Source organism: Leptospira sarikeiensis, assembly GCF_004769615.1.
Classification (GTDB): Bacteria; Spirochaetota; Leptospiria; order Leptospirales; family Leptospiraceae; genus Leptospira_B; species Leptospira_B sarikeiensis.
This window is the reverse complement of record NZ_RQGF01000015.1, coordinates 1-26,879: the sequence shown is the minus strand read 5'-3', so window position 1 is coordinate 26,879 and position 26,879 is coordinate 1. Positions and strand designations below refer to the sequence as shown.

Genomic DNA, 26,879 nt, shown 5'->3' with positions numbered 1-26,879 from the left:
TGAGTTAAGTGATAACCCTTAATAGAGAGTAACATTTCAATAATATACTAAATATATTCGAAAGTCGTTCGGGATTATATACATGAACGTTTTTTGTTTGCACCGAATTGAATTACGGAAAAACGTTTTTTCAACACATGATCAGAATTCTGTTTTTATTCTTTGTTCTTATTTCGAGCTTTAATTCTTTTTACGCAAAGGAACTTCCGTTCAATCTTAAAGCGAACGAACATAATAAAAACATTACATCCGAATTGTATGTGTGGGAAAAAATAAAAACCGATGAAATCCCTCCTCCAATAAATTCTTCCACAGGGTGGAAGAAAATAGGATCGAACGCTCTAAATTTCAATTTTTCCAAAAGATCCTATTGGTTAAAATTCAGAATTCGCTTTCGCGAAGAAATTCGAGAAAATCTTTACTTCGTCTTAAAATGGAAAGCTCATGATTTAGCAGAGCTCTATACCCCAAATGAGGTAACGCCCATTCAAAAAGTGGGAGACACATTATCAAAAAGTAATTGGCCAGTTAAAAACGTTCTGTATCCGACCTTACTATTACAAGGCGAACCTGGAGAAGAAAAAGAATATATAGTTAAGCTAAGTTCAGAATCCATCATGTCTTTCCCGATTGATATTATGGATGAAGCGGGACTTAGAGCAAATCTGGCGATTGAAACGGGGCTTTTTTCTCTTTCCGCGTGTTTATATGGTCTGTTGATCTTTGTTGCTCTATTATATTATAGAGCGACCGGGTATAAAGAATTTCTGTTATATACTTGTTATGCGTTCTGCATGGGGGCGTCCTACGATGTAAATTATGGAAATGCAATAGAACTTTTTTGGGAAGAAACACCTCTTTGGTCCGAAAAAGTGAATTACTTTTTCTTTAATTTAGGAGGTCTATTCGGGTTCCAATTTATACGTAAGTTTTTGGATACAAAAGTATTTCTTCCTTGGGTGGATAAAATTCTGCTCTGTTTCGAGATCATTTTGGGAATTACTCTCCCTTTGATCTTTACGATGGAAACTATCGCTTATCTTACTCTTACGAACGAGATCATTTATTCGATCTCTATTCCGATGATCTTGCTTTCCGGGATCTATTTAAAAGGAAGAGGTAATAAGAAGTTAAATCTATTTTTACTATCTTGGAGTTTATATCTAACCCTAGGGTATATTAGTATTTTTTACTATATGGGTATATTGGAATATGGGTTTTTTACAGTTTATTCCGTTCCTCTATTCTTTCCTGCAGATCTGTTGATCCTTTTATATAATATTATTCAAAAATACTCTCAGAATATAGAAGAAAAAAATAGTTTATTAGAGACCTTGAAAGGTTTTTTAAATAAACCAAGATATGTTCGCTCCAAAATTTCAGGTCTGGATGTGGATGAGTCTTTAAGTGCTTTAGAAAATTTGATGAATACAGAAAAACTTTTTGTAGAAGAGGAAGTATCCATCCAGATCGTCTCAGCTAAGATCGGCCTAAGCACTCATCAACTTTCAGAACTTTTAAATTCCAGATTGGGAATGGGATTTGCCGCTTATTTAAATTCAAAAAGGATAGAAGAGGCAAAAACTCTTTTGAAAAACGATCAGGAAGACAATATACTCAATATTGCATTTGCAGTAGGATTCGGCTCTAAAACTTCCTTCAATGTGGAATTTAAAAAGGCAACGGGGCTTACTCCGAAACAATACAAGAGTTACGCGCAAAAAGTATTGCTACAATAGGCTAGAAATTTTCTCTAAACTCGATTCCAACAATTCGGTCTCAACAATCAAACTAAGTACAATATTTCCTGAATTTTCTTCGAACCCGAACATAGAACCGGGATGAACGAGTACTTTTTCTTTTTCTAAAAGTCGAAATGCAAAATTTTCATCCTGCATAAAAGTTTCTGATTGAAGAACAGAATACCATCCTCCCTTGGGCGAAATAAAGCGTATCTTGCTATGTTTAGAGGAGAAGTTTTCCAGTAACTGTAAGTTCCTTTGTATTCTTCTCAGAACCTGGCTTTGGATCATTTTTCTCCATTGGAATAATTCAGAAAGTGCAAGTTGGATAGGAGTTCCTACTGAAAGATAAGTATCCGCGATGATCTCTAATCTTTCTTTACATTCTTTTTTCCAGTCCCTAGAACCTCCAACATGGATCCAAGAGAGTTTCATTTGAGGAAGAGCAAGTATTTTAGAAATTCCATTTACTACAAACAAAGGAGAATCACAAACAAATGGGTCTATCTTTTCGGAATTTAGATCATGGATGTAATCCGAAAATACTTCGTCTAAAACAATCGCTATTCCGTTTTGTTTTGCGATGGAATTCAATTTTTCGAACTCTTCTTTTGAAATGATGCTTCCAGTCGGGTTATTGGGAGAAACTAGGAAAATTATTTTGGTCTTACTCGTGATCTTAGCTTCCAGATCTATGAAGTCGATCTTCCAATCTGATTTGTTATCTAATTTATAAAAATTAAATTCTACTCCATCCAGAATGGACAGGAATTCAAACAATGGATATCCTGGAGAGGGGATTAAAACTTCTTCGCCAGGGTTGCAGAGTAATTTTAAAAGAAAAGAATACGCCTCGGAGGAAGACGAAGTTAAGAACAGATCTTCTACCGAAATGTTATAACCTTTTTCCTGATAGTAATTTGCGATCGATGTCCGCGCAAGATTCGTTCCTTTCGGATCCGGATCATATACCATACTTTCCGGTTTTTCCAATGAGTGTAAAATGGCCTCTCTTGGATAAATTAGGCCGACTTTAGTGGGATTTGATGCGGTTAGGTCGATCCAATCCTCTCCGCTTTTTTTGACGGATTCGAGTAGAGTATAAAGATCGTTTTCGCCCGGAACGAACTCGAATCTATCGCTAAAACGAGGATTTTTTCCAGAGTTCATAAGATTTTCTTAATGAAAGAATTTATTCCAGAGATATAGGAGAAGAGATAGTCCTACGCTGATTAGCACGGATGTAGCGAATGGAAAATAAAACCGAAAGTTTTCCCTTTCTATCTTGAAATCACCCGGTAAATTTCCGAGAGAAGAAATAAATGGAAGTTTAGAGCCGAAAACGAAGAAGGCTCCAATGATCAGGAAGATTGCCCCGATCCAAAGAAATGTTTTACCTAGCGGTTCCATTTTAGATCCACTTGGAATCAAAAACTGGCGGAGAGGGGGGGATTCGAACCCCCGGTAGGTGTTACCCTACGCTTGCTTTCCAAGCAAGTACCATAAACCGCTCGGACACCTCTCCGGTTCTTGGTTGCGATTACGATGATTTTTCACCAAGCGGTCCGGTCAAGGAGATTCGACCCAAAAGTTCCGGAGGAATCTTTAGGATCTCTTCTCCGAAATGAATTGAGCTGCCCGTTTAGAGAATGCCATAATCGTATAGCTTGGATCCACAGATACCGCTGTAGGAAACACACTAGAATCGCTTACATATAAATTAGAAAGCCCATGCACCTTATGTTTCCAATCCACGACGGATGTTCTCGGATCCAATCCCATTCTGCATCCTCCTGCAGGATGAGGCGCTGCCATTGCCATAGAAGCTGGAGTTAATGGAAGGGTATCGATTTTGCCTATCTCATCCTGTTTATTTAGAACTGTCCTTTTCAGATCCGGAAGAATTACCTTTTCTGCTCCTGCTTTAAAATTCAGGATCACTTGTTTACGAATACAGTCCTTTAGGATCTCTTTCGTAAGAGGCCCAAAGCTATATTGTATTTCTCTTTTTCCACCGGATTTAATTTCTATTCTTCCGAGTTCAGTATCAGGATCATCGATCCATCCGATTGTCCCTCCGAGTCTCGGAAGTTCTTTCATGACTTCAAAATGTTCCGAACCAAAGCTTGGAACCAGCGCACCGATTGCTCCAGGCTGCAATTGATTTGCCATGATCAGATAACCGCCTTCTCTATAGATCCCACCCGCAAACCTTGCGAGTCTGAATTCTTCCACACCATACGCAGAAGGAATGTTTCTCCATTGTATGATCGGCTCTTTATACAAAGCATGCACAAAGGGAGAAGGATTGATCGCCAAAAATTCTCCTAACGCAGGTAACTTCCTCTTAAACCCGTTTCTTAAAAGAAAAGTAGAACTACCGAAACCTCCTGCTGCGACTACGATAGTATCGGCTTTAAATTTTAATTTAACATCCGATTCTTTTTGAGAAGGTCTGTCGATCACGACTGCTTCCAGTCCTACTACCTTATCTCCTTCGATATCGAGTTCTAACGCTTTTGTATCTGCATAAAGATCCGTGCCTAATGCCATTGCCATAGGTATATGAGTGATCAATTGGCTTTGTTTAGCACCGAACATACAACCCTGCATGCAATGCCCTGATTTCTGACAGTTCTTTCTAGCTTGTGGAACCGAGTTGCCTTCCCATCCCAGATCTTTGGAAGCTTTTCGAACCAATTGGTTCATTTTATTATAATATTCTTCCTTAGCAGGATGGACATTCAGTGTGTCGTCTAACTCTTTCCAAAAAGGATCCAGATCTTCCGGCCCATGACCCAATACTCCGAATTTATCCTTCCATAATTCGAGTCTGTCCTTAGGGGTCCTATAACTATCCGCCCAATAATGGACCGAGGCTCCCCCTACGTTTTTTCCATAAACAATGTTTACTGTACCGTCCGCAGTGGTGGCCATGTTTCTTTCTGCGGAAACTTTCCCCGCCATATTCAATTCGTGATTATCGAAAGTTCCGGTATGATAATAGCCGCCTTCTTCGATGAGCGCGACTTTTTTACCCGACTTCGCTAATTCATAAGCTACAGTCGCTCCACCACAACCTGTTCCGATCACTACCACTTCTACACGGATTTCTTTGGATTCGCCCAGGTTTTTCCATTCGTAAATTTTACCCGACATCTGAATTACCTACTAGTTTGCCGTAATAGATCCTGGATTCACTCAGCTTCTCGGGTGGATTCATATAAGGTCCATCGTAAGAGATCATTTTAAAAGTAGATTCGTGTCCATAGTACATTAAGAAAATAGGCATTCTTAAATTCGCCCAAACAGCTCTCACTATGTCGGAATCGGAATCATTCAGTTCCGATAAAAACTTTCTTCTAGATCCTATTGATAACTTAGAGAATCTAGAAAACTTCAGATGGAATAATGGAAGATATTCCAAAACTAAAAGTAGAGTTTTAAAATCATCGGATAGAAAAGGATCCACGAAGAAGAACTCTTCGTCTAGTCGTTCCAAAACTTTAGCTTCTTTATAAGTTGGAACTCCTACACCTTCAGGAAGGATCGCTTCCGATAAGGAGGCCAAGATCTCAAGTTCCGATTCCGAGAAGAATAAAACTTTAGGCAGGTCTCTGGAAGAACGGTTTAGGATACAAAGAGATCCCCCTAGTACTAAGGCCCCGGAGCCGGCGAGTCCCAGTCTCAAAAAAGTTTTGCGGGAAAAACGTGGAACTGAATTCGACATTGCAGTGTTTTCCCTCGATTCTTGGACTTGTCAATCCTAACGCATGGGATTCTTATAGAAAACCAACTTGACGTTCCAAACGTTCGATAATCCTTAGTATTCATGGCTGATAAGAATGACAAGGTTCCGGAAAACGCACCGGGGAAATATTATATCGATAATAGCTGTGTTCCTTGTAATGATTGCTTGGAAGAAGCTCCTAAACTTTTGAAATACACCGACGACGAGTCTAAAGTGTATTTTCATAAGCAGCCAACTACACCTGAAGAATTAGTTGCTGCTCGCAAGGCGATGGAAATTTGCCCTGTAGAAGCAATCGGGGACGACGGAGAATAATTCTCTCAAAAGTTTTCGATCTCACCAAGGGATCGAAAACTCTTCTCTGTTAATCGAATTATATTTTTCTAATTCTATTCAAATTTTTTACTCTTCTTCCTTAAAAAGCCCCTAAATTTTCTTTAAAATATCTGCCTTTAATATTATGGCTGAACATATGTTTAGAAGATTTACGATTCATCCGATCGAACCGTATTCTACTTTTTTATAGGCCATTCTGCCTATAGCTCCCAATTTATAGGGTTTTTTATTCGCAATGTTCTCGTCCAATTCGTCTTTTTATGTATTAGTGGTAGAGCAAGTTCTTGCGTAGTATGGAAAAAAGGCCGGCTGAGGGAAGAAACGGGTTTGATCGAGATTCGGATTTGTATAAAGTTCTGGTCGAATCAAGTAGAGAACTGATTTGCCTTCATGATCCAGAAGGGATCTATTTATTTGTAAATCCAGCCATCGAAACTCTAACAGGTTTTACACCTGAGGAAATGATCGGCAAAAATCCTTATGATTTTATTCATCCTGATGATCGAGAAAAGATCAGAAGAGATTCTCATGATCCTGCAAAAGCGGGAAAACCTACAGTAGCCACTCAATACAGGTTTTTAAAAAAGAATGGTGATTATGCTTGGTTCCAAACCTTAACCCAACCGGTCCATAACCAAGAAGGCAAAGTAATTTATTTAAACACAAGCTCTAGAGATGTAACAGATCAAGTCCAGCTTACTACAAATCTACAGCAGGAAAAAAAGTTTTCCTCTCTTATGGGAGAACTTGCAAAAGTAGGCGCTTGGGAATCGAATATAGAGACTGGAGAATTATACTGGTCTTCCGAAATATATAAAATTTTAGAAAGAGATCCTTCTCTCGGGATTAATCGTGAAGAGGTGTACAATAAATACAGTTATCCTGAAGACAGAGATAGATTAAGAGAACAGAACTTACGAGTATATCAAAAAGGTGAAACGTATTCTGTAGAACATAGAATGCTTACCGAATCCGGAAGATTAATTTGGGTCCGTACTCAAGGCAAACCTGCTTATTCCGAAGGAAGGATAGTTGGAGTTTACGGAGCGATGCAAGACATCACTCTTTCCAAATTGGTAGAAGAAGAGATCCGATTAAGCGAGAAAAAATTTTCGGAAGCATTTCATAGTTCCGGTAACGGGATCATACTCATCGACAAGAACAGTCATTTTTTAGAGATCAATCAATCCTTTGCAAAGATGTTGGGTTACCAGGCGGAAGAGCTCTTATACAAATCGTTTCAGGAAATTACTCATCCGGAAGATCTGGAAGTAGGCGCGGATGCATTTAAGAAGATCATTAACGGAGAAAAGAGCAGCGCTCAATTTGCAAAAAGATACCTTCATAAAAAAGGACATATCGTTTGGGTTTTTATTACTGGGGTCGCGGTAAGAAAAGATTCTGGCGAACTTATGTTTATCGTTTCACAGATCCAAGATATCTCCCGCAAGAGGATTTTGGAAAATATTCTGAGAGAAAAGAACACTAGACTTAGATCTGTAGGTATAAATCTAAAAGAGAGGATCTCTCAGCTAGAGGAATTTAATCAAATCGTATCCCATAATATGAGATCTCCGATAGGGAATATTTCCACCCTCGTCAAGTTTTTGGAAGAAGCAGACACTGATGAGGAAAAACGGGAATATATGGACTATCTGAAGACTACCTCTGACCAATTACTTACAACATTAAACGAAATCGTAGAAGTGATCAAAATTCGCCAAAGTCCAAAAATTATTTCCGAAGAAATTTACTTCGATTCTATATTTTCTAGAGTTAAGTCGATGTTCCTAGGTCAAATATTAGAATACGGGGCGGAGGTGATCACTGATTTTTCGGAATCTCCCTCGATCGTGTATCCCCCGGTTTATTTGGAGAGTATATTTTTGAACCTACTTTCAAATTCTTTGAAATATAGGTCCGAATCCCCAAATCCGGTGATCCGTTTTAAGACATATTGGTCTAACGGAAATCATGTTTTAGAAGTGCAGGATAACGGTTTAGGAATTGACTTAAAAAAACATGGGGATCAAATTTTTAAATTACATAAGAGATTTCATCGGGACACCGAAGGAAGAGGTCTGGGTCTTTTTATGACAAAGAATCAGATCGAATCCTTAGGGGGAGAGATCCAGGTGGAAAGTTCTCCAGGAAAAGGTACGAAGTTTACCATTCATCTTTCAAAGGCTAATGAATTCACTATATAAAAAACAGAAACTTTTACTCGTGGACGACGATGCGATTTTCGTGGAAATCGCTAAACGAACTATTGAAAAAACCGGAGCTGTCGAAAGTTTAAAAGTTTTTCCTGATGGAGAAGGAGCGATCACTTTTCTAAAAGAGCATCAGGGCGAGCCGGATCAAATTCCAGATTTCATATTTTTAGATATTAATATGCCGTTTATGGACGGTTGGCAGTTTCTAGACGAGTATGCAAACTTCGTCAACGCCCTCAGCAAAAAGCCTGAAATTTATATGGTCAGTTCTTCTGTAGATGACTCCGATTTGAGAAGAGCTAAAGAGATCCCTTTAGTAAAAGATTATATTATTAAACCGGTTTCTCTAGATTCTTTCAAGAAGATCTTAACAAACCAGACTCTTTGATCTTATTCTCCACCGCCGAGTGAAAACGCACGTTTTCCTTGGAACTTATATAGGTTATCCGTCTGAATGCTATCTAATCCGGCTTCAGAGATCCTAAGTAATAGTTTTGCGATTTGTTCCGACTGTATCCCTATAAAGCCGTCGCCTGATTCGCTATCCGGAGTTTGAGGGTTTACAAATCTACATCTCCAATGATCCGTTAAAAAAGTTTCAGGCGCTCCATTCGGAAAAACTTTTACTCCTCTATTCGTGATCATCCTGAGTTTCAAGTCTCCGCCAACTGCATTTAGTTTTTTAGCAAGTTCTTCCGCAGTTCCAGGGGCCCAATCCAAGAAAACATCTACTCCAACTAGTTCTTTTTTTAGAGCAGTTCTTTTGTATTCAGGAATATGAATTGCTTTCGCCTTTCCAAAAGAGACAGGTTTGAATTTTTCAGGAAGATGACCTAGGTTACCTATGACAGCATCCGCAAATTCTTTTGTTCCTACTTTGATCCTACTGACTCCGGCCTTATAGATATCTCCTGTATGAATTCCTTCCTCTACAGTGAGAAGCCAAGCATTCTGGATCTTTGCGGCGATATCCGGTTGTCCTAAATGAACGAGCATCATCACTGCTGCGTTGATCAGCCCGCTCGGGTTTGCAATATTTTTGCCAGCGATGTCTGGAGCGGATCCGTGGATCGCTTCGAACATTGAAACTACTTCTCCGATATTTGCAGAGCCGGCCATTCCTACGGAACCTGCGACCTGAGCGACGATATCTGAAATAATATCTCCGTATAAGTTTAAGGTAACAACTACATCATACGTTTGAGGCCTTTCTGCCAAGTGAGCGGCGCCGATGTCTATGATCTCGCTATTTGCCTCTAGATCAGGATATTCTTTAGCGATCTCTTTGAACACCTCGTGAAACAATCCGTCAGATTGTTTCATGATATTGTCCTTCACCATTGCGGTTACTTTTTTTCTTCCGTAAGCTTTTGCGTATTCAAATGCATAACGAATGATCTTTTCCGAACCAGGTCTGGAAATAAGTTTAAGGCATTGTACTGTATCGGATGTTTGTTTGTGCTCGATCCCTGTATAAAGATCCTCTTCGTTCTCTCTTACGATTACTACATCTAATTTAGAATGTTTTGTATCTACATATGGATATAAGGAGATACAGGGTCTAACGTTTGCAAATAAACCTAGAGTAGTTCGAACGGTTACGTTCAAACTTTTGTAACCTCCTCCTTGAGGAGTTGTGATCGGGGCTTTAAAAAATACTTTGGTGTCTCGTAGAATGTCCCAGGATGCAGGTTCTATCCCTGCGCTATGACCTTTTTTGTAAACTTGCTCTCCGATATCTATAAAGACCGGTTCTATGCTCGCCCCTGCCGCTTCCAAAATTCGTAGAGTGGCGTCCATGATCTCAGGACCGATCCCATCTCCTTTTGCAACGGCGATTTTTTTCTTCGAGCTCATCCAGACCTCCGGTTCTAATCTTATTTCAATCGACGAGCCTGGCTAAGTCAATCTGGATTAATTCCGAAGGAAGAATTCGGTAAATTGATTTTTATTTTGCCTAGAAGAAGGCGATTCACTTTTTGTAGGAAGTTTTAGACCGAAGGTTTAAAACTGTAAGAGAGACCGGAGTACTGCTCCGGTCTAACATTTACTTTGTAAGGGATAACTCGAAGGTTCTTATTCTATATCCAGATCGATATCGGGTTTTTCACCGATAAAATCGTCCTGTGAATAGATCACTTCTAAAACGTCGTCCATCCAATCCGGGGTGCCGTCGAACAATGTGTCTTTCGTTCTGTATTTTTCTATGATACGGCTATGCTTAATGATCTGCTCTTTGGTCACTGCGTTCATATTATTAGCTTCGGTCGAAACTCTTGTTTTATTTCGCCTACGTGGGGAAAATTGAGAAAGATATTTCCAAAAAGTACAAGAAAATTTCGTTATAGTTCGGATTTTTTTCTCCGAAAAGGTTTAAGTTATAAGTTACCAATACCGGCTTGAAGAACTATATAGAACGAACGTTAGGCTGTAGAATATTATAAAATACTTAGGCATAAATAAGCCCGGTAGTCCTTTTAGTGACTCCGGGCTTATTAAAAGGAAGGTTTGTTCTATTAGAACAGTTCGTTTCCTTTGAAGAAGAAGCTGATCTCTAATGCAGCATTATCGTCTGAATCTGAACCGTGAACCGCATTTGCTTCTTTGCTTTCGGCAAAAAGAGCTCTAATAGTGTTAGCAGCCGCTTCTTTCGGATCAGTAGCTCCGATCACGTCTCTCCAATGTTGCACAGCGTTGTCTCTTTCTAAAGCTGCAGCAACGATCGGTCCGGAGGACATATAAGTACAAAGATCGTTATAGAAAGGACGAGCAGAGTGTACTTTGTAAAATTGTTTAGCGTCTTCCAGAGAAAGTTTGAGATATTTAAGTCCTAAAATCTTGAATCCTTCTTTTTCGATTCTTTGTAGGATATCGCCGACATGTTTGTTTTTTACGCCGTCGGGTTTGATCATGATAAATGTTCTAGCCATTTTTCTTCCTTTAGTTACTTATTGTATAATTTTTTAAGTAATGCTTTGCTTACATGGTCCGGCACTTGGGCGGAAACGTCTCGTCCATGTCTTGCCACTTCTTTTACGATCGTAGAGGAAACGAAAGAATAATCGTTAGAAGACATTAAGAAAATTGTCTCCACTTCGGGAGCGAGTTTCCTGTTCATTAGGGAAATTGCATATTCATAATCAAAATCCGTAACGGCTCTAAGACCTCTGATGATACTTTTGGCCCCTCTTTTTTTGCAATAGTCCACTGTGAGGCCTTCGAAAGTATCGATTTCCAGATTGTTCCATCCTTCTGTCGCAACTCGGATGAACTCTATCCTTTCCTCGATAGAGAATAAAAAACTTTTATTGGAGTTTACCGCGACCCCTATGATCACTTTATCGAATAATCCGATCGACCTTTGGAGAATATCCAAATGTCCTCTAGTCAGAGGATCAAAGGATCCGGGATAAACCGCAACTCTTGTCATTTTTTACGCAACCTCGCCGCTTCTTTTGCAGGCAAACCGTATAGGTTAATAAATCCTTCGGCATCTTTTTGGTTATAGAGTTCTTCTTTTTCAAAAGTAGCCATCTCCGGATTGTATAAGGAGACGGAAGATTTTCTTCCTACAACGATACAATTTCCTTTATAAAGTTTTACTTTTACTGTTCCGGTTACGTATCTTTGCGTTTCTGAAATGAATGCTCTTACTGCGGCCATTCTAGGAGAGAACCAATGTCCATTATAGATGAGCTCTGCGAATTCCGCAGATAATTTATCTTTATGATGTTGTGTGTCTCTATCGATCGTAATGGATTCTAAATCTCTATGAGCGTGGAATAGAATGGTCCCGCCTGGAGTTTCATACACTCCTCTGGATTTGATACCGACCAATCTATTCTCTACGATATCCACTCTTCCGATCCCGTGTTTTCCTCCGATGGAGTTTAGGGTATCTACTACTTCGTAAGGGTTCAACTTTTTGCCGTTTACTGCGACACAATTCCCTTCTACGAAATCAAGTTCTACATATTCAGGTGAATCAGGCGCTTTTTCTGGAGAAACAGTTAGAAGGAACATGTCTTCGTTTGGTTCTCTATAAGGATCTTCTAATATTCCACCTTCGTAAGAGATATGCATCAAGTTCCTGTCCATAGAATAAGGTTTGGATGCAGTGACAGGCACAGGGATCCCTTTGGACTTTGCGTATTCAATAAGATCCGCTCTTCCGCCAAAGGACCAGGTTCTCCAAGGAGCAATGATCTCTTTTTCCGGAGCTAATGATTTAAATGCTAATTCGAAACGTACTTGGTCGTTTCCTTTTCCGGTGGCGCCGTGAGCGAATGCGTCGGCTCCTTCTTTTTTACCTACTTCTACCATCGCTTTTGCTATCAAAGGTCGAGCTAAGGAGGTTCCGAGAAGATATCTCATCTCGTAAATCGCGTTCCCTTGGATTGCAGGGTATATGAAATCTCTGGCAAATTCTAAACGAAGGTCTTCTATATAAACTTTGGAGGCTCCGGTTTTGATCCCTTTTTCTTCCAGACCGGTAAGTTCCTCTTTTTGGCCAACATCTGCAGTAAATGCTACTACTTCACAGCCGTAAGTTTCTTTTAACCAAGTCAAAATTACGGAAGTATCCAATCCGCCGGAATATGCTAATACGATTTTCTTTATGTTCTTTTGAGCCGCCATTCTTAGGATAGGGAAATCGCTGGACCCCTCCCGACAAGTCCGATTTTGGTAGGAATTCCTACTGAGAGTTGATCCGAATTATGTTTTATCCTTTTCGGGAGCCCAATCCAACTTATTTGCTAGAGATCTTAACACCAAAATTAAGGCAAAGGTATCCATTTTACAGTAAGAGATGAGATCCGCTTCTACCTGACTTTTTTCCTTATCCGAAACGTTTTCCGTTTTGATCCTTAAAAATTCGGAATTCGCGATATGCCCTGCATTGATCGTTAAATGTTTGTAATCAACATTCGTAAGCACCGGCAAAACTGTTTTTAAGGAAGTAGTACCTTGTTGAGCGGGATGATAATAATCATAGTCCCAGAAAGGTTTTGCTAGGTCTGAAAAATCCGGTTCGATGGACTGGAACCATTCTTTGAATATGGGATGGGTTTGCACAGATTCTTTGAGGCATCTTTTTTCAAAACTATCGTTAAACGCGATGATTGTTCCACCGGGTTGAATCGTTTGAGAAAGAGATTCTAGGATCCCCAATCTAGGATCCTTTTTATCATCGTCTATATAATGATATTCTTCAGGTTCTTGATGTATATCTTTTCTGAGTATATGCAAAGAATATAAAAAAGGAACATGTTGGAATGGATGTGTTTTAGGATAAACCGGAACAGGCGGATTGATCGTTTCGAAATCTAAAAAATAAAGAGGGAATTTCAGGCTATTTAAGTAAGAGGTGAGCGCTTCTCTATTTATATATTCTTTTCCAGACTTTACCGCTTCTATTTGGATCTTTTGTCTATGAGTAAAGTCCGGATCTATTTCTACTTCGGAAAGATTTCGTATTCCTCGATCCCAGAGAGCAAGTGTGATCTCTTTTCCTTCTCTTAGAGTAAAAAGATCTCCCGGAGGTGAATCGGAATAGCAGGATTCGGGATGTGTACAATTTCTTGGATGATCACAATGTTTGGAAAAGGAAAGAGATGGAATTTTATCTTTTTCTAATACTTCCAGAAGTTTATAAGCCTTCTCTCTGGTTTTTTCTAAACTCGCTAAAGTTTCCTTACTAACGTCCTTTTTATGGAACAAACGGGTCGCGTCTATTTCCCCATCAATATAGGAATATTCCGAATTAACGGTTAAGGATAGGGTAGAAGAAACTTTGTAACCCGCTTCTTCCAATACCATTCTAATAAATGAAAGTTCGGAAACATGAGCTCTTTTGGAAGAAGAGGAGGCCTTAACGATTACGACCTGCCAGCCATTTTCGTCCGGAACTAAAAAGTCCGCTCTTGTATCGAAAAACTTGGTCCGGATACAAGCTCCCTTGATTGTTTCGTTGGATTCTAATAGAGATCTAGTTTTAAAATCTTTATATCCAGCGAACTTCGCATCCGGATACAAATTGCCCGCGATATCTCTCAGCATGTTTTTTTGTTTGGGAGATATGTATTGGTTCGAAGTATCGAATTCGGAACTAGGTTCTTTCAGGAGTTTCCAAAATTGTAACTCGCAGAATTGTCCGGTTTGGAAAGCGGTTCTTCCCAATAAAGGAAGTTCTTTCTCTCTGTACGGAGCTAGAACTTCGAATAATAATTTTCTTCTTAAGTTTTCGGGGAAGAGAAAAGACAGCCGCCTAATTGAGGTTCTTATTAATTTAGGAACCGAATCCATGACGGAGTCCTTTCTCTTTCGATGGGAAAAATCCCGGAGGAAAGATTAAGCCAAAAGTACCTTGATGTCTTTCGGGCTAGATGCACTATAAATTTTGTTTTCGGAAGTTCCCAAATTCGCTTGGGTTAATTTCTGAGAAACAACACTCGGTCCAAAATCTATTCCTACTAACTTAGGAGTTTTGACGAAAGTAGCGGTCGCCTTATCCCAATACAAAGCTTTGATCAAAACTTCTCTGAATAAAGGAAGGCTGATATCCGCTTCTGTTTGGTAATTTCTTCCATCAAAAATAGAATACACTGGGATTTTCAGATCGGAACCTTTGTAGCTGAATCCGATCCTTTCCATATCTTTCGGAACAGTCTTTTCTGTTTCGTCCATGATCGGGCAATGGAAAGGAGCAGTAGTTCTTAGATATACGAACTTTACTTTTTTCTCATCCATTTCCGCTTTGAATTTTTTACGGAAAGCAAGAAGAGCTTCAGGAGTTCCGGAAACGATATTAGAATCCGGAGTATTGAAAAGAGAAACGTAGATCGCTTTTGCTCCACTTAGTCCGAGTTCTGAATTTGTTTTTTCAACTCTTTCAGAAAGTTCTGCGGCAGAGTATCCGATCACAGCAACCATTGGAGCTGGTTGTTTGTCTCCGATCTCTTCATTTCCTTTTAATACTTCTTCGGATGGGTTATATACTCCGAAAAGTTCTTGGGCACGGTATCCAAGATATAAAACGAATTTTAGAAATTTTGCGTATTCTTTGTAGAAGTCTGCACCTTCTTTTCCTAAAGCGATCAACACTGCAGGAATGATACCTTGGCTATGACCGGTAGCTCCGCTTGCATTTGCGATCAATTCGGAAGTTGCAAAACCTTTGCCGACTAAAGAGACGTAATTTGCGGTCTGTGTAAGGAAAATTCCTACGATGGAAACGGTAGCGCTACAAAGATAATTTTCATCCGGAGCAGACTCGGGATTTTTGATCCAAGATTCGAAATCGTATCCTTGAGAAATGATACTTTTGTTCAAGCTAGGGATTTCTTCTGCGAGAGCTTTAAAAGCTGTATCAAACAATTCTTTTAAAGAAGGATCTGTTTCATACAGTTTGGATAATTCCTTCAACCAAGGAGAACCCTGGCCTCCGAATTGCAAAAATAGTTTATTGCCTTGGGCCTTTGCTTCGTTCAAAAAGTTTGCTACTGCCATACAATGCCTTGTTATAAGTCGTTAGAAGATGCTTTTCTTTCGACCCTTGGGTTCGCAATTCTTTTTTGAGGAGCTTTTTGCTCCTAAATACTGTTCGTAAAGAACGATCGTTCCATTAAACGATATAGTATTCTACTAAAAAGCCTCCAAAAACCTCGAGCCTAGCATTATGCGGGAAAATGATTGACCGAGTTAGGTCTGCGTGAGGTTATTCTTTCCGAACCCTTCTAACTAGAAATATCTTCCAATCTCCGGTAGGTCCGGACAGAAAACAATATGATAAAAGTAAGGAACCTTTCCAAATTTTACGGAGAGAAATTAGCCATTGATCGTTTGAATTTCGAACTCAAAGAGGGCGAAATCGTAGGCTTGCTAGGCCTGAACGGCGCGGGAAAAACCACCACTATTCGAATTCTCACAGGCTATCTAATGGCCACCGACGGACTTTGCGAATTGAACGGATTGAACACCTTCGAACATCCGTTGGAACTTAAAAAGAAAATCGGTTATCTTCCGGAGACTCCTCCTTTGTATCCGGAATTAACTGTCATCGAATATCTCACATTTGCAGCTAGGATCAAACAGATCTCAGAAGCCGATCTTTCTTCCGAATTGAATCGGGTCTTAGGTCTTACCGATCTGAATTCGGTTAAAGAAAAAGTTATAGAAACACTTTCTTTGGGATTCAGGAAAAGAGTAGGGATCGCTCAGGCAATTTTAGGAAATCCTGAAATTATCATTATGGACGAACCTATTTCAGGACTGGACCCGAAACAAATAGTAGAAATTCGTAATTTAATAAACGGATTGAAAGAGAAACATACGATCCTTCTTTCAAGTCACATTCTCCCGGAAGTTCATAAAACTTGTAATCGATTCTTGTTCCTGCATAAGGGAAGATTAGTTTACCAGTGTGATCGTCAAGAGTTGGAAAGAGAAATGGAAAATCTTTCCGGATTGGAAGTAACCTTATCCGGAAAATCCAGATCGGAAACCGAAAACTATTTGAATGGGATCGCAAATAAATCCGGAGCTACTTTAAAATTTATAGGAGAAGACGCGACAGGTTCCACATTCCTGGTCAACACTTCTTCCGAAAGAAAGTTTAAAGAGGAATTGTATTCCGGAATTTCCTCATCCGGGATCCTGCCTGAATTTATCAGAAAGCAGGATGTTACATTAGAACAAATCTTTATGAATAAGGTTTAATTCATGTTTCGAAATATTAAATGGATCTTCTTAAAAGAAGTCAGGGTCTTTTTTGGCACTTATCTGGCGCCTCTCGTTTTAGGGGGAACCGCTTTTTTAAATTCTCTATTTGTACTGATCCTCAATTTTAACTCAGGTACGAATTATACAGAAACAACGATCATCACGTTCATTTCCTTTATGAGTACTATGCTCATTGCGATGCTGATCGTAGCGATGGGTTCGATTACTGAGGAAAAAAATAGAGGCACGTTGGAGTTCCTATTTACCGCTCCGATTTCAGATTTAGAGATCATAGTAGGTAAGTTCTTATTCGGGGCTTTTGTTTGTGCGATCATCTCCGTTGCGGTAGATGGTTTGTTTCCTCTGTTCTTATACTTCTTCTGGAAGGCTCCTTTGTATATCGTAGCTTCCGGAACAATCGGCGTATTTTTGCTGGGGCTATTTACTTTTGCAGTCGGTTTGTTCGGATCCAGTTTAGGTAAGAATCAAATGATCTCTTTACTCATCTCGATCGCGATCCTTCTGACTCTTTGGGTAATCGGATACTTCTCACATTTATTCGATGCCGCAACCCGAAGCGTTTTGTTCCATTTACATATTTTCACTCATTTTATCAGTTTTTCAAAAGGAGTACTTCCTTTGAGCAGTACGGTTTTCTTTATAAGCGGAACGATCTTCTTCTTATATCTTACTGTAAAAGTTTTGGAATCTAGGAGATGGAGAGGATGAAAAACAATTTATTATCCAGAATTCTTTCCTGGGCATCGATCCTATTTCTTTTATTATTTTTTCCTATTTATGAGTCTTTTTCCAGTTCCGGATTGAGATGGATACTTTCTATACTCGTTCTTGCAACGATTGTTGGATCCGGATTCTTATCTTACTTGGGTTCTAAACAGGAAGATAAGGAAACGAATCTGCTGATCTCTTCCGGGCTTGGGATCTTAGCATTAGGGATTTATTTTTTACGCATTTACTTGGATGATATTTCCTTACAAAAGGGAACAACTCCTCCGGCTTGGATCGGAAGTTTAAGGGAATTTCTCTTAGTATTCCTGGTACTTTTCGTATTAGGAAGTGCGTTTTTAGGCGTTTTAAGAGAATGGGAAAGAAGTTCTTTCGAGAATCAATCCAGCTTGAAAGGCAGAAAACAAAGTTTAGTAAGAGATTTTTTCTTCGGAACAGGCATTTTACTACTAGTTCTTATACTCGCAAATTATATTTCCGTAATGCGAAATCATAATTTCGATCTTAGCTCCAAAGGAGTTCATTCTTTTTCTATAGAAGCTAAGAAGATCCTGAAAGAAATTCCTGAAGGTGGAGAAGTTGACGTGATCGCTTTTTATCCTCGGCCTTTGGATAGCACTGCTCGTAACGCGGATGGAAGCTCTTCGCTTGCTTTGAAAAGGATCCGTCCGGATCTGGAAATTCTTCTCAGTCAAATGGTATCTATCCATCCAGGATTTAAGGTAAAGTTCATTAACGCAGATGTTGAGTTGGATGAGATCGTTGAGTTCGGTCAAGTTTCAAACGGAAATGTGTTGGTTCGTTATCGTAAGGCAGGCTCTATTGCAGGTCCTTATCCTGAGCAGAAAGTAGGAGTAAAGGATAAGTCTGAGTTAGAAGATTTAGAAAGAAGACTCGTTCAGGCTTTTATGAACGTCACTACTCAGGAAAGAAAAGTATATTTTACCGAGTCGAACGGAGAAAGATATTCTAAGACATTCCAGAACTTGCCGAATGAAAAATTAGTTCGATTCTCCGATGCATTATCCTTTTTGAACTTTAAATCTTCAGGTATAGGATTCCAAAATAATTGGCCTTCTCAAATTCCTGAGGACGCGGAATTTTTGGTGATCGCAGGGCCTACTGTTCCTTTTTCTCCGGAAGCAAGAGCTTCTATTCTGGATTTCGTATTAAAGAAGAAAGGAAAACTTTTCATTACGATAGAACCTCGCGGTACTGAAACATTTGATTGGCTTTTGGAAACTGCCGGATATTCTTTTGTAAAAGCAAATCTTTCCCAAATTCCTTCCAGAGCTCCTGGTATGATCTTGGCAAAATCTTTCAGAAACCATCCGATCGAAGAATCCTTAACCAAAAAAGATGCTGGGATCATATTTCCTTATAGCGGATATTTCGAGCAGAAGCCGCCTAAAACCGCTGCGGATTTTAAGACAGAAGGTGCAATTCTTTTGGAATCCGGCGGAGATGTGTTTATAGATAAAAACGGAAATGGAAAACAAGAACAGGATGAGGAGAAAAAAAATCTTCCTTTAGCGTTAGTTCTTCGTACTAAATCCGAAACGCCATTGATACCTCCTCCTGCGGATCCGAATTCTCCTCCACCTACAAGTTTACCGGAAAAGAGTGCGGATAAAGAAGGAAGGATTGTGATCTATTCCGGAACTTCTTGGATCACAAATCAGTATCTTCCTTACGAAGCGAATTACGAATTGGCAGGCGCTTCGGTAACTTGGATGTACCAAGATGTTAGCCTTCCTGCGATCGCTCCTAAAAAGGAAGAGATAGAAACAGTCTCGTTAACCGACGGACAAAAAAGAGCGGTTTGGATCTTAGGGATGTTCTTATTTCCAGGTTTGATTGCGGGCTTAGGCTCCATTTATGTGATCAAAAGAAAAAAAGCGGGACGAAAAGATGCGTAATAAACTTTATTTATTCGGTCTTGTAGTCGTACTTTTATTTTTAGCTTTTTTTCTATTAGAAAAAACGAAAGAAGATGCGACAGAGATCCAATACTGGAAACTTTCTTTAGATCGTATCGAATATTATCCTCCTAGTGAAGAGTGGAGGGAAAAGACTGGAGAGAAGTTTTATCCTCAACCTTTTACGATCTCTGTGAAAGATGGGATCAAGAAGGGAGAAAAATTTTTTACGGTGTCCAATAAGGATCTAGAAACCGGAAAAGATATAGAATACGAAGGCGGTTATAATTCGGAGAATACGATCCGAGATTTCGGAGTGTATCGAGTCAAAGGGACAGACGAAGTTTTGCCTGGAATAGAGATCAAAGAATCTCTACAAGTAGGAGAAGGGTCCCCTAAGTTGGTTCTTTATTCAGGAAATATTTCTAAAACTCTGAAGATTGGAAAAAAACATTCTTTAGGCTCGACTCGTGTCGTTTTGGACGATGCTCCTGTACGTAACGTATTAACTTCTTCCTCTTATTTGTTCGATCGATTCCAAAAAGGTCCTCAGGACTTTCGTCAAAAAAGTATTCTTACATTGAATAAGGAATATGTAAAAGAGATCTCTTATATAGATGAGAATGGCACTTCCATCAAAATAGACAATACCCCTTACGAAGCAAATAGTGTTAAGAAAAACTTTTGGAGAAGGCTTTCTGGAGAGATTATTCTTTTGGAACCTAAACTTGGAGAAGATCTTTTTAGATACATGACCGGTCTCAAAGTAGAAAATTTTCCTGACGATGAGAATGGCGCGGGATTCGGTATCGGGAATATTTTAGCTCCAGGTTCCGAGAAATCCGAATTTTCTTTAGCTAGTGTCAAAGTTTCCATTTCTGATGGGAACGAGATCGTGTATCGTTTTCATAAAGAAACGAGTATAGGAGATAAAAAGCTAACTCCTGTGATCCGGATCGTGAATTCTACGTTTAAAGAACCTCCTGTTTATATCGTAGAAAATGCTTTTGTTCAAATTCAGTCTGCCGCGCTTGCGATCAAAAATGCAAAAGCGATCGTGAAAGCTCCTAAGGTAAAAGCTGGAAAGGCTTCTCAGAAAAAATAATGTTTTTGATCACGCCTAATTCAGAATTAACTGAAGTCGAAAAGACGAAACTTTCGCTTTTAGAAAAAATTTTTAAAGCTCCGAAAGAGGCTTTCGATCTATATTTAAGAAATCCTTCTCTAGGAAGAAAAGAACTATTACGTTTACATTATGCACTTTGGGTTCTTGCTCCGATCTCTAAAATTGCAGGAAATGCGATCAAAATCCTTTGGGACCTTGTTTTCGGGGAGGAGGTAGAGTGGAATTTATTCTCAGGCGTAATTACTTCTCTGATCATTTATCCAGTATTACTTTTATTAGTCTCTCAATATGATGTAGTTAGGGTATTTTATCGAAAAGTGGATCGTACCAAAGGAGAAAATTATCCTCCCGCGGATGTATTGACCCTAGCATTTATAGCATTCTCCGCTTCTTCCATATTTTGGGTCCTACCTAGTCCTATCAATTTAGGTTTGATAGGGATTGCTTTTTTATATTCGATCTATCTTTCTTATATCGGAATGAAACGTGTAAGTGGCACTGATTCCAAGGAGATACAGATCTTCTTCTTATTCGGTTCCGCATATCTTTTAAGTATTTTCTTAGTGTTCACGATCATTTATAATATCATTAGGACCATATTAAATTGAAAATCCATCTGATAGGGATCGGCGGAATCGCAATGGGAAACCTGGCTTCTATGCTTAGGAGTTTAGGTCATGACGTTTCCGGCTCGGACGCGGGTGTTTATCCTCCGATGTCTGACAAATTAAAAGAGTGGGGGATCCCTTACTCGGAAGGATTTGATGCAGAGAGAGTAAAAGGCAAAGACTTGATCGTTGTCGGTAATGCGATCTCCAGAGGAAATCCTGAAGTAGAAGAAGTATTAAATTCAGGACTGGAATATGTTTCCATGTCTGCAGCATTAGAAAAATACATTCTCGCAGGAAAGAAGGTAGTAGTAGTCGCAGGAACTCACGGAAAAACAACGACTACTTTTTTGATCCATCATCTCTTAAAGCAAGTTGGATTAGAACCTGGCTTGTTTGTAGGAGGAATTCGAAAAGATGGATTTCCTGGCTTCGAATTTACCAAAGGGAATTATTTTGTGATCGAAGGTGACGAATACGATACCGCATTCTTCGATAAAGCCTCTAAATTTTTACATTATCGTCCTACATATGCAGTCTTAAACGCATTAGATTTTGATCATGCGGATATATTTAAGGATATCGGTGAGATCGAAATCATGTTCTCCAGATTGCTTAGATTGGTTCCGGGAAACGGCAAAGTGTATTATTGGGCGGGTGCTGCGAATTTAAAAAGAATTTGCGGAGAAGCCTCTAAATTCGTAAAGTCCGAAGCTTTCGAATTCAATAAGAAGGATTCTTTCCTTACTTGGAAAAAGGGAGATTTATATAGCGGAGAAAGACTTCTTCGTCCCGGATTTTTTGGAAATCATAATTATCGCAATGCAGAAGTTGCACTTAGAGTTTGCGAAGAAATATTAAAAAAAGAGAATGTTTCAAAACCAAGGGAAAAACTTCTAGATGCTTTGGAATCATTCCCAGGCGTAAAGCGTAGGCAAGAAATCCTGTTCGAATCTTCTAAAAGTATCCTGATCGAGGACTTTGCGCATCATCCAGTCGCTGTAGAAGAAACGATCCGCTCCGTAAAACAAAGATTTCCTGGTTTCAAGATCATTAGTTTATTCGAGCCAAGAAGCGCCACTTCTCATAGAAATGTTTTCCAAAAAGAGTATTCCTTTGCGTTTAAAGGTTCTGCGGTCACCATGATTACCGAGATCTATAATCTTAAAAAGGTTTCTAAAGACAATCGTCTGGATGTAAAAAAATTGATCCTAAAGTTGCCTAAACACTCTGCGACCCTTCCATTTTACTGCAGGGACGCTAAGGATCTGGTCCAGAAAGTCCGGAAAATCCTTCCCCAATTTGAGAAGGATAAAATCCTGATCCTAGCGATGTCCAATGGGGCTTTCGGCGGAATATATCCTTCATTGAAGGAATTGGTCGGATCTAGAAAATGAATCTATCGGAAGAATTAGACAAAATTTTTGAAGAAGCGAATCGTTTGATCGGTTCTTCCGTCGACGAAGCGGACCTGGATAAAAACAAAAACGAGTACCTTGGTAAAAAAGGGAAACTTACCTCTGTCTTAAAAAACCTGGCCTCTTTATCCATTGAGGAAAAGAAAACCGTAGGTCAAAAAGCAAACGATCTCTCCAAAAATTTAGAAGAGATCGTTTCTAAAACCAGGGAAAATCTTAAAACAAAAGGTTTCAGAGAACAATCCGAAAAGGAATGGTTTGATACTCTTCGACCGCTTGGAGAGTCTGAACCCGGAACTCTTCATCCTATTACGAAAATACAATATGAGATCGAGGATATTTTTACCTCGATGGGTTTTGAGATTTGGGACGGACCAGAAGTAGAGACTGACTTCAATAATTTCGGTGCATTAAACTTTACGGACGATCATCCTGCGAGAGATATGCAGGATACTTTCTATTTAGAAAACGGGAACTTGCTCCGTACTCACACATCCGCTATCCAAGTTCGTGCATTAAGAAAATTGAAACCTCCTTTCAAGATCATAGGACCTGGCCGAGTTTTTCGTTATGAAGAAGTGGATGCTTCTCATGAAACTTCTTTTTATCAGATCGAAGGTATGGTAGTAGGTAAGGATATTTCTGCGGGAAATATGTTATACACCATGGAAGTCCTTCTTTCCAAGGTTTTTGAAAAAGAAGTTAAAACAAGATTAAGACCTGGATTTTTTCCTTTTGTGGAACCGGCTTTTGAATTGGATATCAACTGTCAGGTTTGTGGTGGATCGGGTTGTTCCGTCTGTAAACATTCAGGTTGGCTAGAGCTAATGCCTTGCGGCTTGGTTCATCCGAACGTATTTAAATTGAACGGATTAGATCCCAAAGAATGGACTGGTTTTGCTTTCGGGCTTGGATTAGACAGATTAGTAATGATGAAATACGGAATCCACGATATTCGTTATCTTCATTCCGGAAATTTAAGATTCTTAAAACAATTCTAATATGATTATCACTCCGATCCAAACCAGATGGAACGATTTGGATCCTTTTGCTCATGTCAATAATGCAAGATACATGTCCTACTTTGAAATAGGACGAGTAGATTATTGTTCTAAAAAATTCAATACAAGAGATATCTATGATGTTCCCTTCTTACTCGCAAGAATGGAAGTAGATATGTTGAAAGCAGTTGAGCTATTTCATCCTATCGAAGTTTGGACCTGTGTTTCTAAGATCGGAAACAAGTCTTGGGATTTTACTTCTTTGATCAGACATTCGGAAACCAAGGATATTTTTACTAGAGCAAAAACTGTCCAGGTTTCCTATGACCATCGTAATAAAACTTCTATACCGATCCCTAACTGGATCCGATCAATCTTGGAAGAAGATTTAGAGAAGTTTAAAGCGGCTTTCGAAACTGCCTGATATTATTCTTCTCCCAAAGGAAGTTCCAAAACCTTTCCAGTTTCCGCTAAACTTTTGATAGAAGAAAGAACTCGGGCCCAGCCTCCATCCGCAGAACGTTCATAAGAAGGATCTCCAGGTTTCATTTGATCATTTAGAAGCTTTAATCTAGTCAATTTTCCGAAAGTTTCTAAAGAATAAGTTACCCTAGATTCGAAATCTTTGTAATGTTCTCCATAGACTGAACCTACAATACAAGTCATCGATAATGTTTTGTTAGGTGAATATTCCAAGATCTTACCTTCTACGTGCGAAGTCCTATCTCCAGAAAGCCCAGGGCCGATATACGCGTAAGGGCTCCCTATTTTGAAATCGGATTCAATTCCACAACCGTGAAAAACTTTTCCACTTTCTTCGTTTGAAACTATTATATTCCAAACTTGCTCCGGTTTAGCTCCGATATAAATTTCATATTTGATTTCCATGTAATTCTCCCAAAGATTTTTGAATTCTTCAGGGTTTAGGATAACAAAGCACTAAACAAAAAGATTGTAAAAACGCGACAACTGTCTAGAATTTGGAGGAATAATTTTAGGTTCATATCTTGAAAACAGACTTAAATAAACCAAGAGGGATTATCAAATCCATTGCAGGAGAGAATTGGAGTTTAACTAGAAGCGCTCCTTCTTTGGGCCTCAGTTTTTTCGTAGAACATTATTGGTCTGTTCGATGGGACATGAGAGAGTCCGGTCCGATGGTTCAAGAAAATCTTCCTCATCCTTCCGTTCATTTGGTTTTCGAAAAAGAGAATACCAAAATTTTCGGAGTGGTAAGCGGTAGATTCTCTCAAACCTTAAAAGAAGAAGGTTTTGTATTTGGGATCAAATTTAGACCTGGTGCCTTCTTTCCTTTTTATAAAAGATCTCTTTCCGAAATTACTGACAAAACGATACGGATAGAAGAGGTATTTGGAGTTCCTACAAAACCTTTGGAGGACGAGGTATTCTCTTTACAGTCCGAATCTGAGTTAGTTCAATTTGCGGAAAACTTTTTGTATGATCGACTTCCTGAAGAAGATGAAACGATTACTTGGATCAATGAACTTACCGAAAAGGTATCGAATGATCGTAATATTTTAAAGGTAGAAGATCTTGTGAAAATTTCAGGATCTTCAATTAGAGCATTGCAAAGAGTATTCAATCAATATGTAGGGGTAAGCCCGAAATGGATCATCAATCGGTACAGAATGTTTGAGGCATTGGATCGTATTACTAAGGATATGGATTGGGTGGAGTTTGCATTGGAATTAGGATATTTCGACCAAGCTCATTTTATAAAAGATTTCAAAAGAATGATAGGTAAAAGCCCGGAAGAATATGCGAAAGGGATCGGTCTATAAAAGACTAGAGTTCTATTTTCTATAACCTTGGGGATAAGTATGACAATCAAGGCCTCTTGCAATAAATTCTTTACAAAATAAAAAATCTTCTTATCTTTTGGTTCCTTTTTTGGACCCAAACATATGAGACAAAAATTTCTTTTTTCAATTTTCTTTTTAGCCACTATCTCTTTCTCCTTACAAGCTCAGAATTCAAATCTTTGGCAAACAATAGTTGGTGGAGAGCAATATAGTGGGATGGTAGCTAAAGACTGTCCGGAAGATTTGCCCGGATATTTTGTTCCTTTGAAAGACGGAAGTTCGGTTTTGGTAGGTTCTGCAAATGATTGTGGTCGTGTTGATACGACTTCATTGGCAAAACAAAAAAAATATTCCAGCGCTTGGGCAGCTAAGATAGACGGAAACGGAAATCCGATTTGGTGGAAGTATCTTTTTACGTCAAAACCTGTGGAACTTGGAGGTTATACGAACGATATTCTAAACTATGAAAGCGTTTTTGCAAAACTTTCTAGGGAAACTTCCGACGGTGGCTTTGTTACGATCGGTACTATGGGTTCGGTAGAAAAAAAGCAATTGATCTTCATGAAGTATGATCCTGATGGAAAACTTGTTTGGGAAAAATTCATACTTCCTAAGGAATTTTGTGATTCTTTCTGCGGAGAAACGGATGTAGGAGTATATCATCTTCATGAGTTATCCAACGGAAAATTGACTGCAATTGTTTCCGTTCAATATCGTTTGGAAAAAGAAACAAAAGAAGGAAATAAAACAACAGTTTCCAGTACGATTGAAACCGCTTATTTATTCGTTCGATTTTCTAAAGATGGGGATCTGAAGTCCGTAAAACATCTGAAAGATATCAAAAATTTCCCTCAAGCTAGTTTAGGATTTTCTGATGGAGGAGTTTTACTAACAGAGAATACTAATATTCAATCGGGAAAAGAATCTCAAAAGGATGTGATCTTACATAGGATCGACGAGGATGGAAAGCCGGTTTGGAAAAAACAATTTGGCAAGCCTGGAATAGAAGAATGGGCTTCCGTTATCATTCCGGTTTCCGACGGAAATCTTCTTTTTGCAGGTGCAGTCGCTTCCAGTCCTAGAAACAATCAAACTTGGTTAATGAAATTAACCCAAGCTGGAGATTTACTATGGGAATCTGTTCAGAAAACGGAAGGATTAGGTTTTTTGACGGACATTATCGAGACCCCCGAAAAAGAATTTATGAGTATATCGGCGGATGGAGAAGGGCCATTACGTTTAGTTAAATTTTCCACGGACGGTAAAAAGTTATGGGAGAAGAAACATACGAAACGTTTGTATTTGGCATATCGTATCATAAATGTTCCGGATGGATTTACGATCGCGGCTTATACCAAAGGAAAGCCTGCAGTTTATACGGATGCAATTTTGATCAGAACGGATAAGGAAGGGAATCTTTCCAAGGATGCTATACGGAAAAATTTTCCGAATTGAAACCTTGTAATTGAAG

The 26,879-nt window shown here is 39.1% G+C and carries 26 protein-coding genes and 1 tRNA gene; 14 read left to right on the top strand and 13 right to left on the bottom strand.

The window, feature by feature from the left end:
- Positions 1–137 precede the first annotated feature (137 nt).
- Complete coding sequence (locus tag EHQ64_RS07680; RefSeq protein WP_135648906.1) at positions 138–1,739, top strand: 7TM diverse intracellular signaling domain-containing protein; 1,602 nt, start codon at positions 138–140, stop codon at positions 1,737–1,739.
- Here EHQ64_RS07680 and EHQ64_RS07675 read toward each other — a convergent pair.
- The 5 genes from EHQ64_RS07675 to EHQ64_RS07655 form a co-directional block, all read right to left on the bottom strand.
- Positions 1,731–2,912: a pyridoxal phosphate-dependent aminotransferase gene (locus EHQ64_RS07675; protein WP_135648905.1), complete on the bottom strand. Its 1,182-nt coding sequence runs from the start codon at positions 2,910–2,912 to the stop codon at positions 1,731–1,733. The two genes, EHQ64_RS07680 and EHQ64_RS07675, sit on opposite strands and share 9 nt — an antisense overlap.
- Before the next feature lie 9 nt (positions 2,913–2,921).
- Complete coding sequence (locus EHQ64_RS07670; RefSeq protein WP_135648904.1) at positions 2,922–3,152, bottom strand: DUF2905 domain-containing protein; 231 nt, start codon at positions 3,150–3,152, stop codon at positions 2,922–2,924.
- Between the two features lie 25 nt (positions 3,153–3,177).
- Positions 3,178–3,267, bottom strand: a tRNA-Ser gene (locus tag EHQ64_RS07665).
- A gap of 80 nt (positions 3,268–3,347) precedes the next feature.
- The gene (locus tag EHQ64_RS07660) at positions 3,348–4,901 is read right to left on the bottom strand and encodes an FAD-dependent oxidoreductase (RefSeq protein WP_135648903.1); all 1,554 of its coding nucleotides are present in this window, start codon (positions 4,899–4,901) and stop codon (positions 3,348–3,350) included.
- Positions 4,891–5,472 (bottom strand): hypothetical protein, encoded by a 582-nt coding sequence (locus tag EHQ64_RS07655; protein WP_135648902.1) that lies wholly within the window; start codon positions 5,470–5,472, stop codon positions 4,891–4,893. The genes EHQ64_RS07660 and EHQ64_RS07655 overlap by 11 nt, the downstream gene beginning before the upstream one ends.
- A 102-nt stretch (positions 5,473–5,574) precedes the next feature.
- Here EHQ64_RS07655 and EHQ64_RS07650 point away from each other — a divergent pair, with 102 nt between their 5' ends.
- The 3 genes from EHQ64_RS07650 to EHQ64_RS07640 all read left to right on the top strand — a co-directional run bounded on the left by EHQ64_RS07650 (position 5,575) and on the right by EHQ64_RS07640 (position 8,433).
- Positions 5,575–5,808: a ferredoxin gene (locus EHQ64_RS07650; protein WP_135648901.1), complete on the top strand. Its 234-nt coding sequence runs from the start codon at positions 5,575–5,577 to the stop codon at positions 5,806–5,808.
- A 314-nt stretch (positions 5,809–6,122) separates the two neighbouring features.
- On the top strand, positions 6,123–8,036 hold the full coding sequence (locus EHQ64_RS07645; RefSeq protein WP_135648900.1) for a PAS domain-containing sensor histidine kinase: 1,914 nt from the start codon (positions 6,123–6,125) through the stop codon (positions 8,034–8,036).
- Positions 8,020–8,433: a response regulator gene (locus EHQ64_RS07640; RefSeq protein WP_135648899.1), complete on the top strand. Its 414-nt coding sequence runs from the start codon at positions 8,020–8,022 to the stop codon at positions 8,431–8,433. The genes EHQ64_RS07645 and EHQ64_RS07640 overlap by 17 nt, the downstream gene beginning before the upstream one ends.
- Positions 8,434–8,435: 2 nt before the next feature.
- Here EHQ64_RS07640 and EHQ64_RS07635 read toward each other — a convergent pair whose 3' ends face one another.
- From EHQ64_RS07635 to EHQ64_RS07610, 7 genes are all read right to left on the bottom strand, one after another.
- Positions 8,436–9,902: an NADP-dependent isocitrate dehydrogenase gene (locus tag EHQ64_RS07635; RefSeq protein WP_135648898.1), complete on the bottom strand. Its 1,467-nt coding sequence runs from the start codon at positions 9,900–9,902 to the stop codon at positions 8,436–8,438.
- A 219-nt stretch (positions 9,903–10,121) separates the two neighbouring features.
- Complete coding sequence (locus tag EHQ64_RS20190; RefSeq protein WP_167882374.1) at positions 10,122–10,298, bottom strand: hypothetical protein; 177 nt, start codon at positions 10,296–10,298, stop codon at positions 10,122–10,124.
- Between the two features lie 263 nt (positions 10,299–10,561).
- Positions 10,562–10,975: a nucleoside-diphosphate kinase gene (locus tag EHQ64_RS07630; protein WP_135648897.1), complete on the bottom strand. Its 414-nt coding sequence runs from the start codon at positions 10,973–10,975 to the stop codon at positions 10,562–10,564.
- A gap of 14 nt (positions 10,976–10,989) precedes the next feature.
- Entirely contained in the window at positions 10,990–11,475 is a 486-nt protein-coding gene (gene coaD, locus EHQ64_RS07625; protein WP_135648896.1) for a pantetheine-phosphate adenylyltransferase, read from the bottom strand.
- Positions 11,472–12,683 (bottom strand): argininosuccinate synthase, encoded by a 1,212-nt coding sequence (locus tag EHQ64_RS07620; protein WP_135648895.1) that lies wholly within the window; start codon positions 12,681–12,683, stop codon positions 11,472–11,474. The genes coaD and EHQ64_RS07620 overlap by 4 nt, the downstream gene beginning before the upstream one ends.
- A 78-nt stretch (positions 12,684–12,761) precedes the next feature.
- A complete protein-coding gene (locus EHQ64_RS07615; RefSeq protein ID WP_135648894.1) occupies positions 12,762–14,351 on the bottom strand; it encodes a DUF2779 domain-containing protein in 1,590 nt (529 codons plus the stop codon).
- 45 nt (positions 14,352–14,396) lie between these two features.
- Positions 14,397–15,554 (bottom strand): ACP S-malonyltransferase, encoded by a 1,158-nt coding sequence (locus EHQ64_RS07610; protein ID WP_135648893.1) that lies wholly within the window; start codon positions 15,552–15,554, stop codon positions 14,397–14,399.
- A gap of 276 nt (positions 15,555–15,830) precedes the next feature.
- On the opposite strand from EHQ64_RS07610, the gene EHQ64_RS07605 reads away from it, so the two are divergent.
- Genes EHQ64_RS07605 through EHQ64_RS07570 form a run of 8 tightly spaced genes read left to right on the top strand, consistent with a single transcriptional unit; the run spans position 15,831 to position 24,009 of the window.
- Positions 15,831–16,763, top strand: a complete 933-nt coding sequence (locus EHQ64_RS07605) for an ABC transporter ATP-binding protein (protein ID WP_135648892.1) — start codon at positions 15,831–15,833, stop codon at positions 16,761–16,763.
- Between the two features lie 3 nt (positions 16,764–16,766).
- Positions 16,767–17,495, top strand: a complete 729-nt coding sequence (locus EHQ64_RS07600) for an ABC transporter permease (protein WP_135648891.1) — start codon at positions 16,767–16,769, stop codon at positions 17,493–17,495.
- The gene (locus EHQ64_RS07595; RefSeq protein WP_135648890.1) at positions 17,492–19,432 is read left to right on the top strand and encodes a motility-associated ABC transporter substrate-binding family protein; all 1,941 of its coding nucleotides are present in this window, start codon (positions 17,492–17,494) and stop codon (positions 19,430–19,432) included. The genes EHQ64_RS07600 and EHQ64_RS07595 overlap by 4 nt, the downstream gene beginning before the upstream one ends.
- Positions 19,425–20,537 (top strand): DUF4340 domain-containing protein, encoded by a 1,113-nt coding sequence (locus tag EHQ64_RS07590; protein ID WP_135648889.1) that lies wholly within the window; start codon positions 19,425–19,427, stop codon positions 20,535–20,537. The genes EHQ64_RS07595 and EHQ64_RS07590 overlap by 8 nt, the downstream gene beginning before the upstream one ends.
- Positions 20,537–21,166 carry a hypothetical protein gene (locus EHQ64_RS07585; RefSeq protein ID WP_135648888.1) on the top strand — a complete coding sequence of 210 codons (630 nt, stop codon included), beginning with the start codon at positions 20,537–20,539 and terminating at the stop codon, positions 21,164–21,166. The genes EHQ64_RS07590 and EHQ64_RS07585 overlap by 1 nt, the downstream gene beginning before the upstream one ends.
- The gene (locus EHQ64_RS07580) at positions 21,163–22,563 is read left to right on the top strand and encodes a UDP-N-acetylmuramate--L-alanine ligase (protein WP_135648887.1); all 1,401 of its coding nucleotides are present in this window, start codon (positions 21,163–21,165) and stop codon (positions 22,561–22,563) included. The genes EHQ64_RS07585 and EHQ64_RS07580 overlap by 4 nt, the downstream gene beginning before the upstream one ends.
- The gene (gene pheS, locus EHQ64_RS07575; protein ID WP_135648886.1) at positions 22,560–23,585 is read left to right on the top strand and encodes a phenylalanine--tRNA ligase subunit alpha; all 1,026 of its coding nucleotides are present in this window, start codon (positions 22,560–22,562) and stop codon (positions 23,583–23,585) included. Before EHQ64_RS07580 ends, pheS begins: the two co-directional genes overlap by 4 nt.
- A gap of 1 nt (position 23,586) precedes the next feature.
- Positions 23,587–24,009, top strand: a complete 423-nt coding sequence (locus tag EHQ64_RS07570) for an acyl-CoA thioesterase (RefSeq protein ID WP_135648885.1) — start codon at positions 23,587–23,589, stop codon at positions 24,007–24,009.
- A gap of 2 nt (positions 24,010–24,011) precedes the next feature.
- Here the strand turns inward: EHQ64_RS07570 and EHQ64_RS07565 are convergent, their stop codons facing one another.
- Complete coding sequence (locus EHQ64_RS07565) at positions 24,012–24,473, bottom strand: SRPBCC domain-containing protein (RefSeq protein WP_246048631.1); 462 nt, start codon at positions 24,471–24,473, stop codon at positions 24,012–24,014.
- Between the two features lie 119 nt (positions 24,474–24,592).
- Between EHQ64_RS07565 and EHQ64_RS07560 the strand changes: the two genes are divergently transcribed.
- Positions 24,593–25,387, top strand: a complete 795-nt coding sequence (locus EHQ64_RS07560; protein ID WP_135648884.1) for a helix-turn-helix domain-containing protein — start codon at positions 24,593–24,595, stop codon at positions 25,385–25,387.
- Positions 25,388–25,510: 123 nt separating this feature from the next.
- Positions 25,511–26,863 (top strand): hypothetical protein, encoded by a 1,353-nt coding sequence (locus EHQ64_RS07555; RefSeq protein WP_135648883.1) that lies wholly within the window; start codon positions 25,511–25,513, stop codon positions 26,861–26,863.
- The last annotated feature ends 16 nt before the right edge of the window (positions 26,864–26,879 follow it).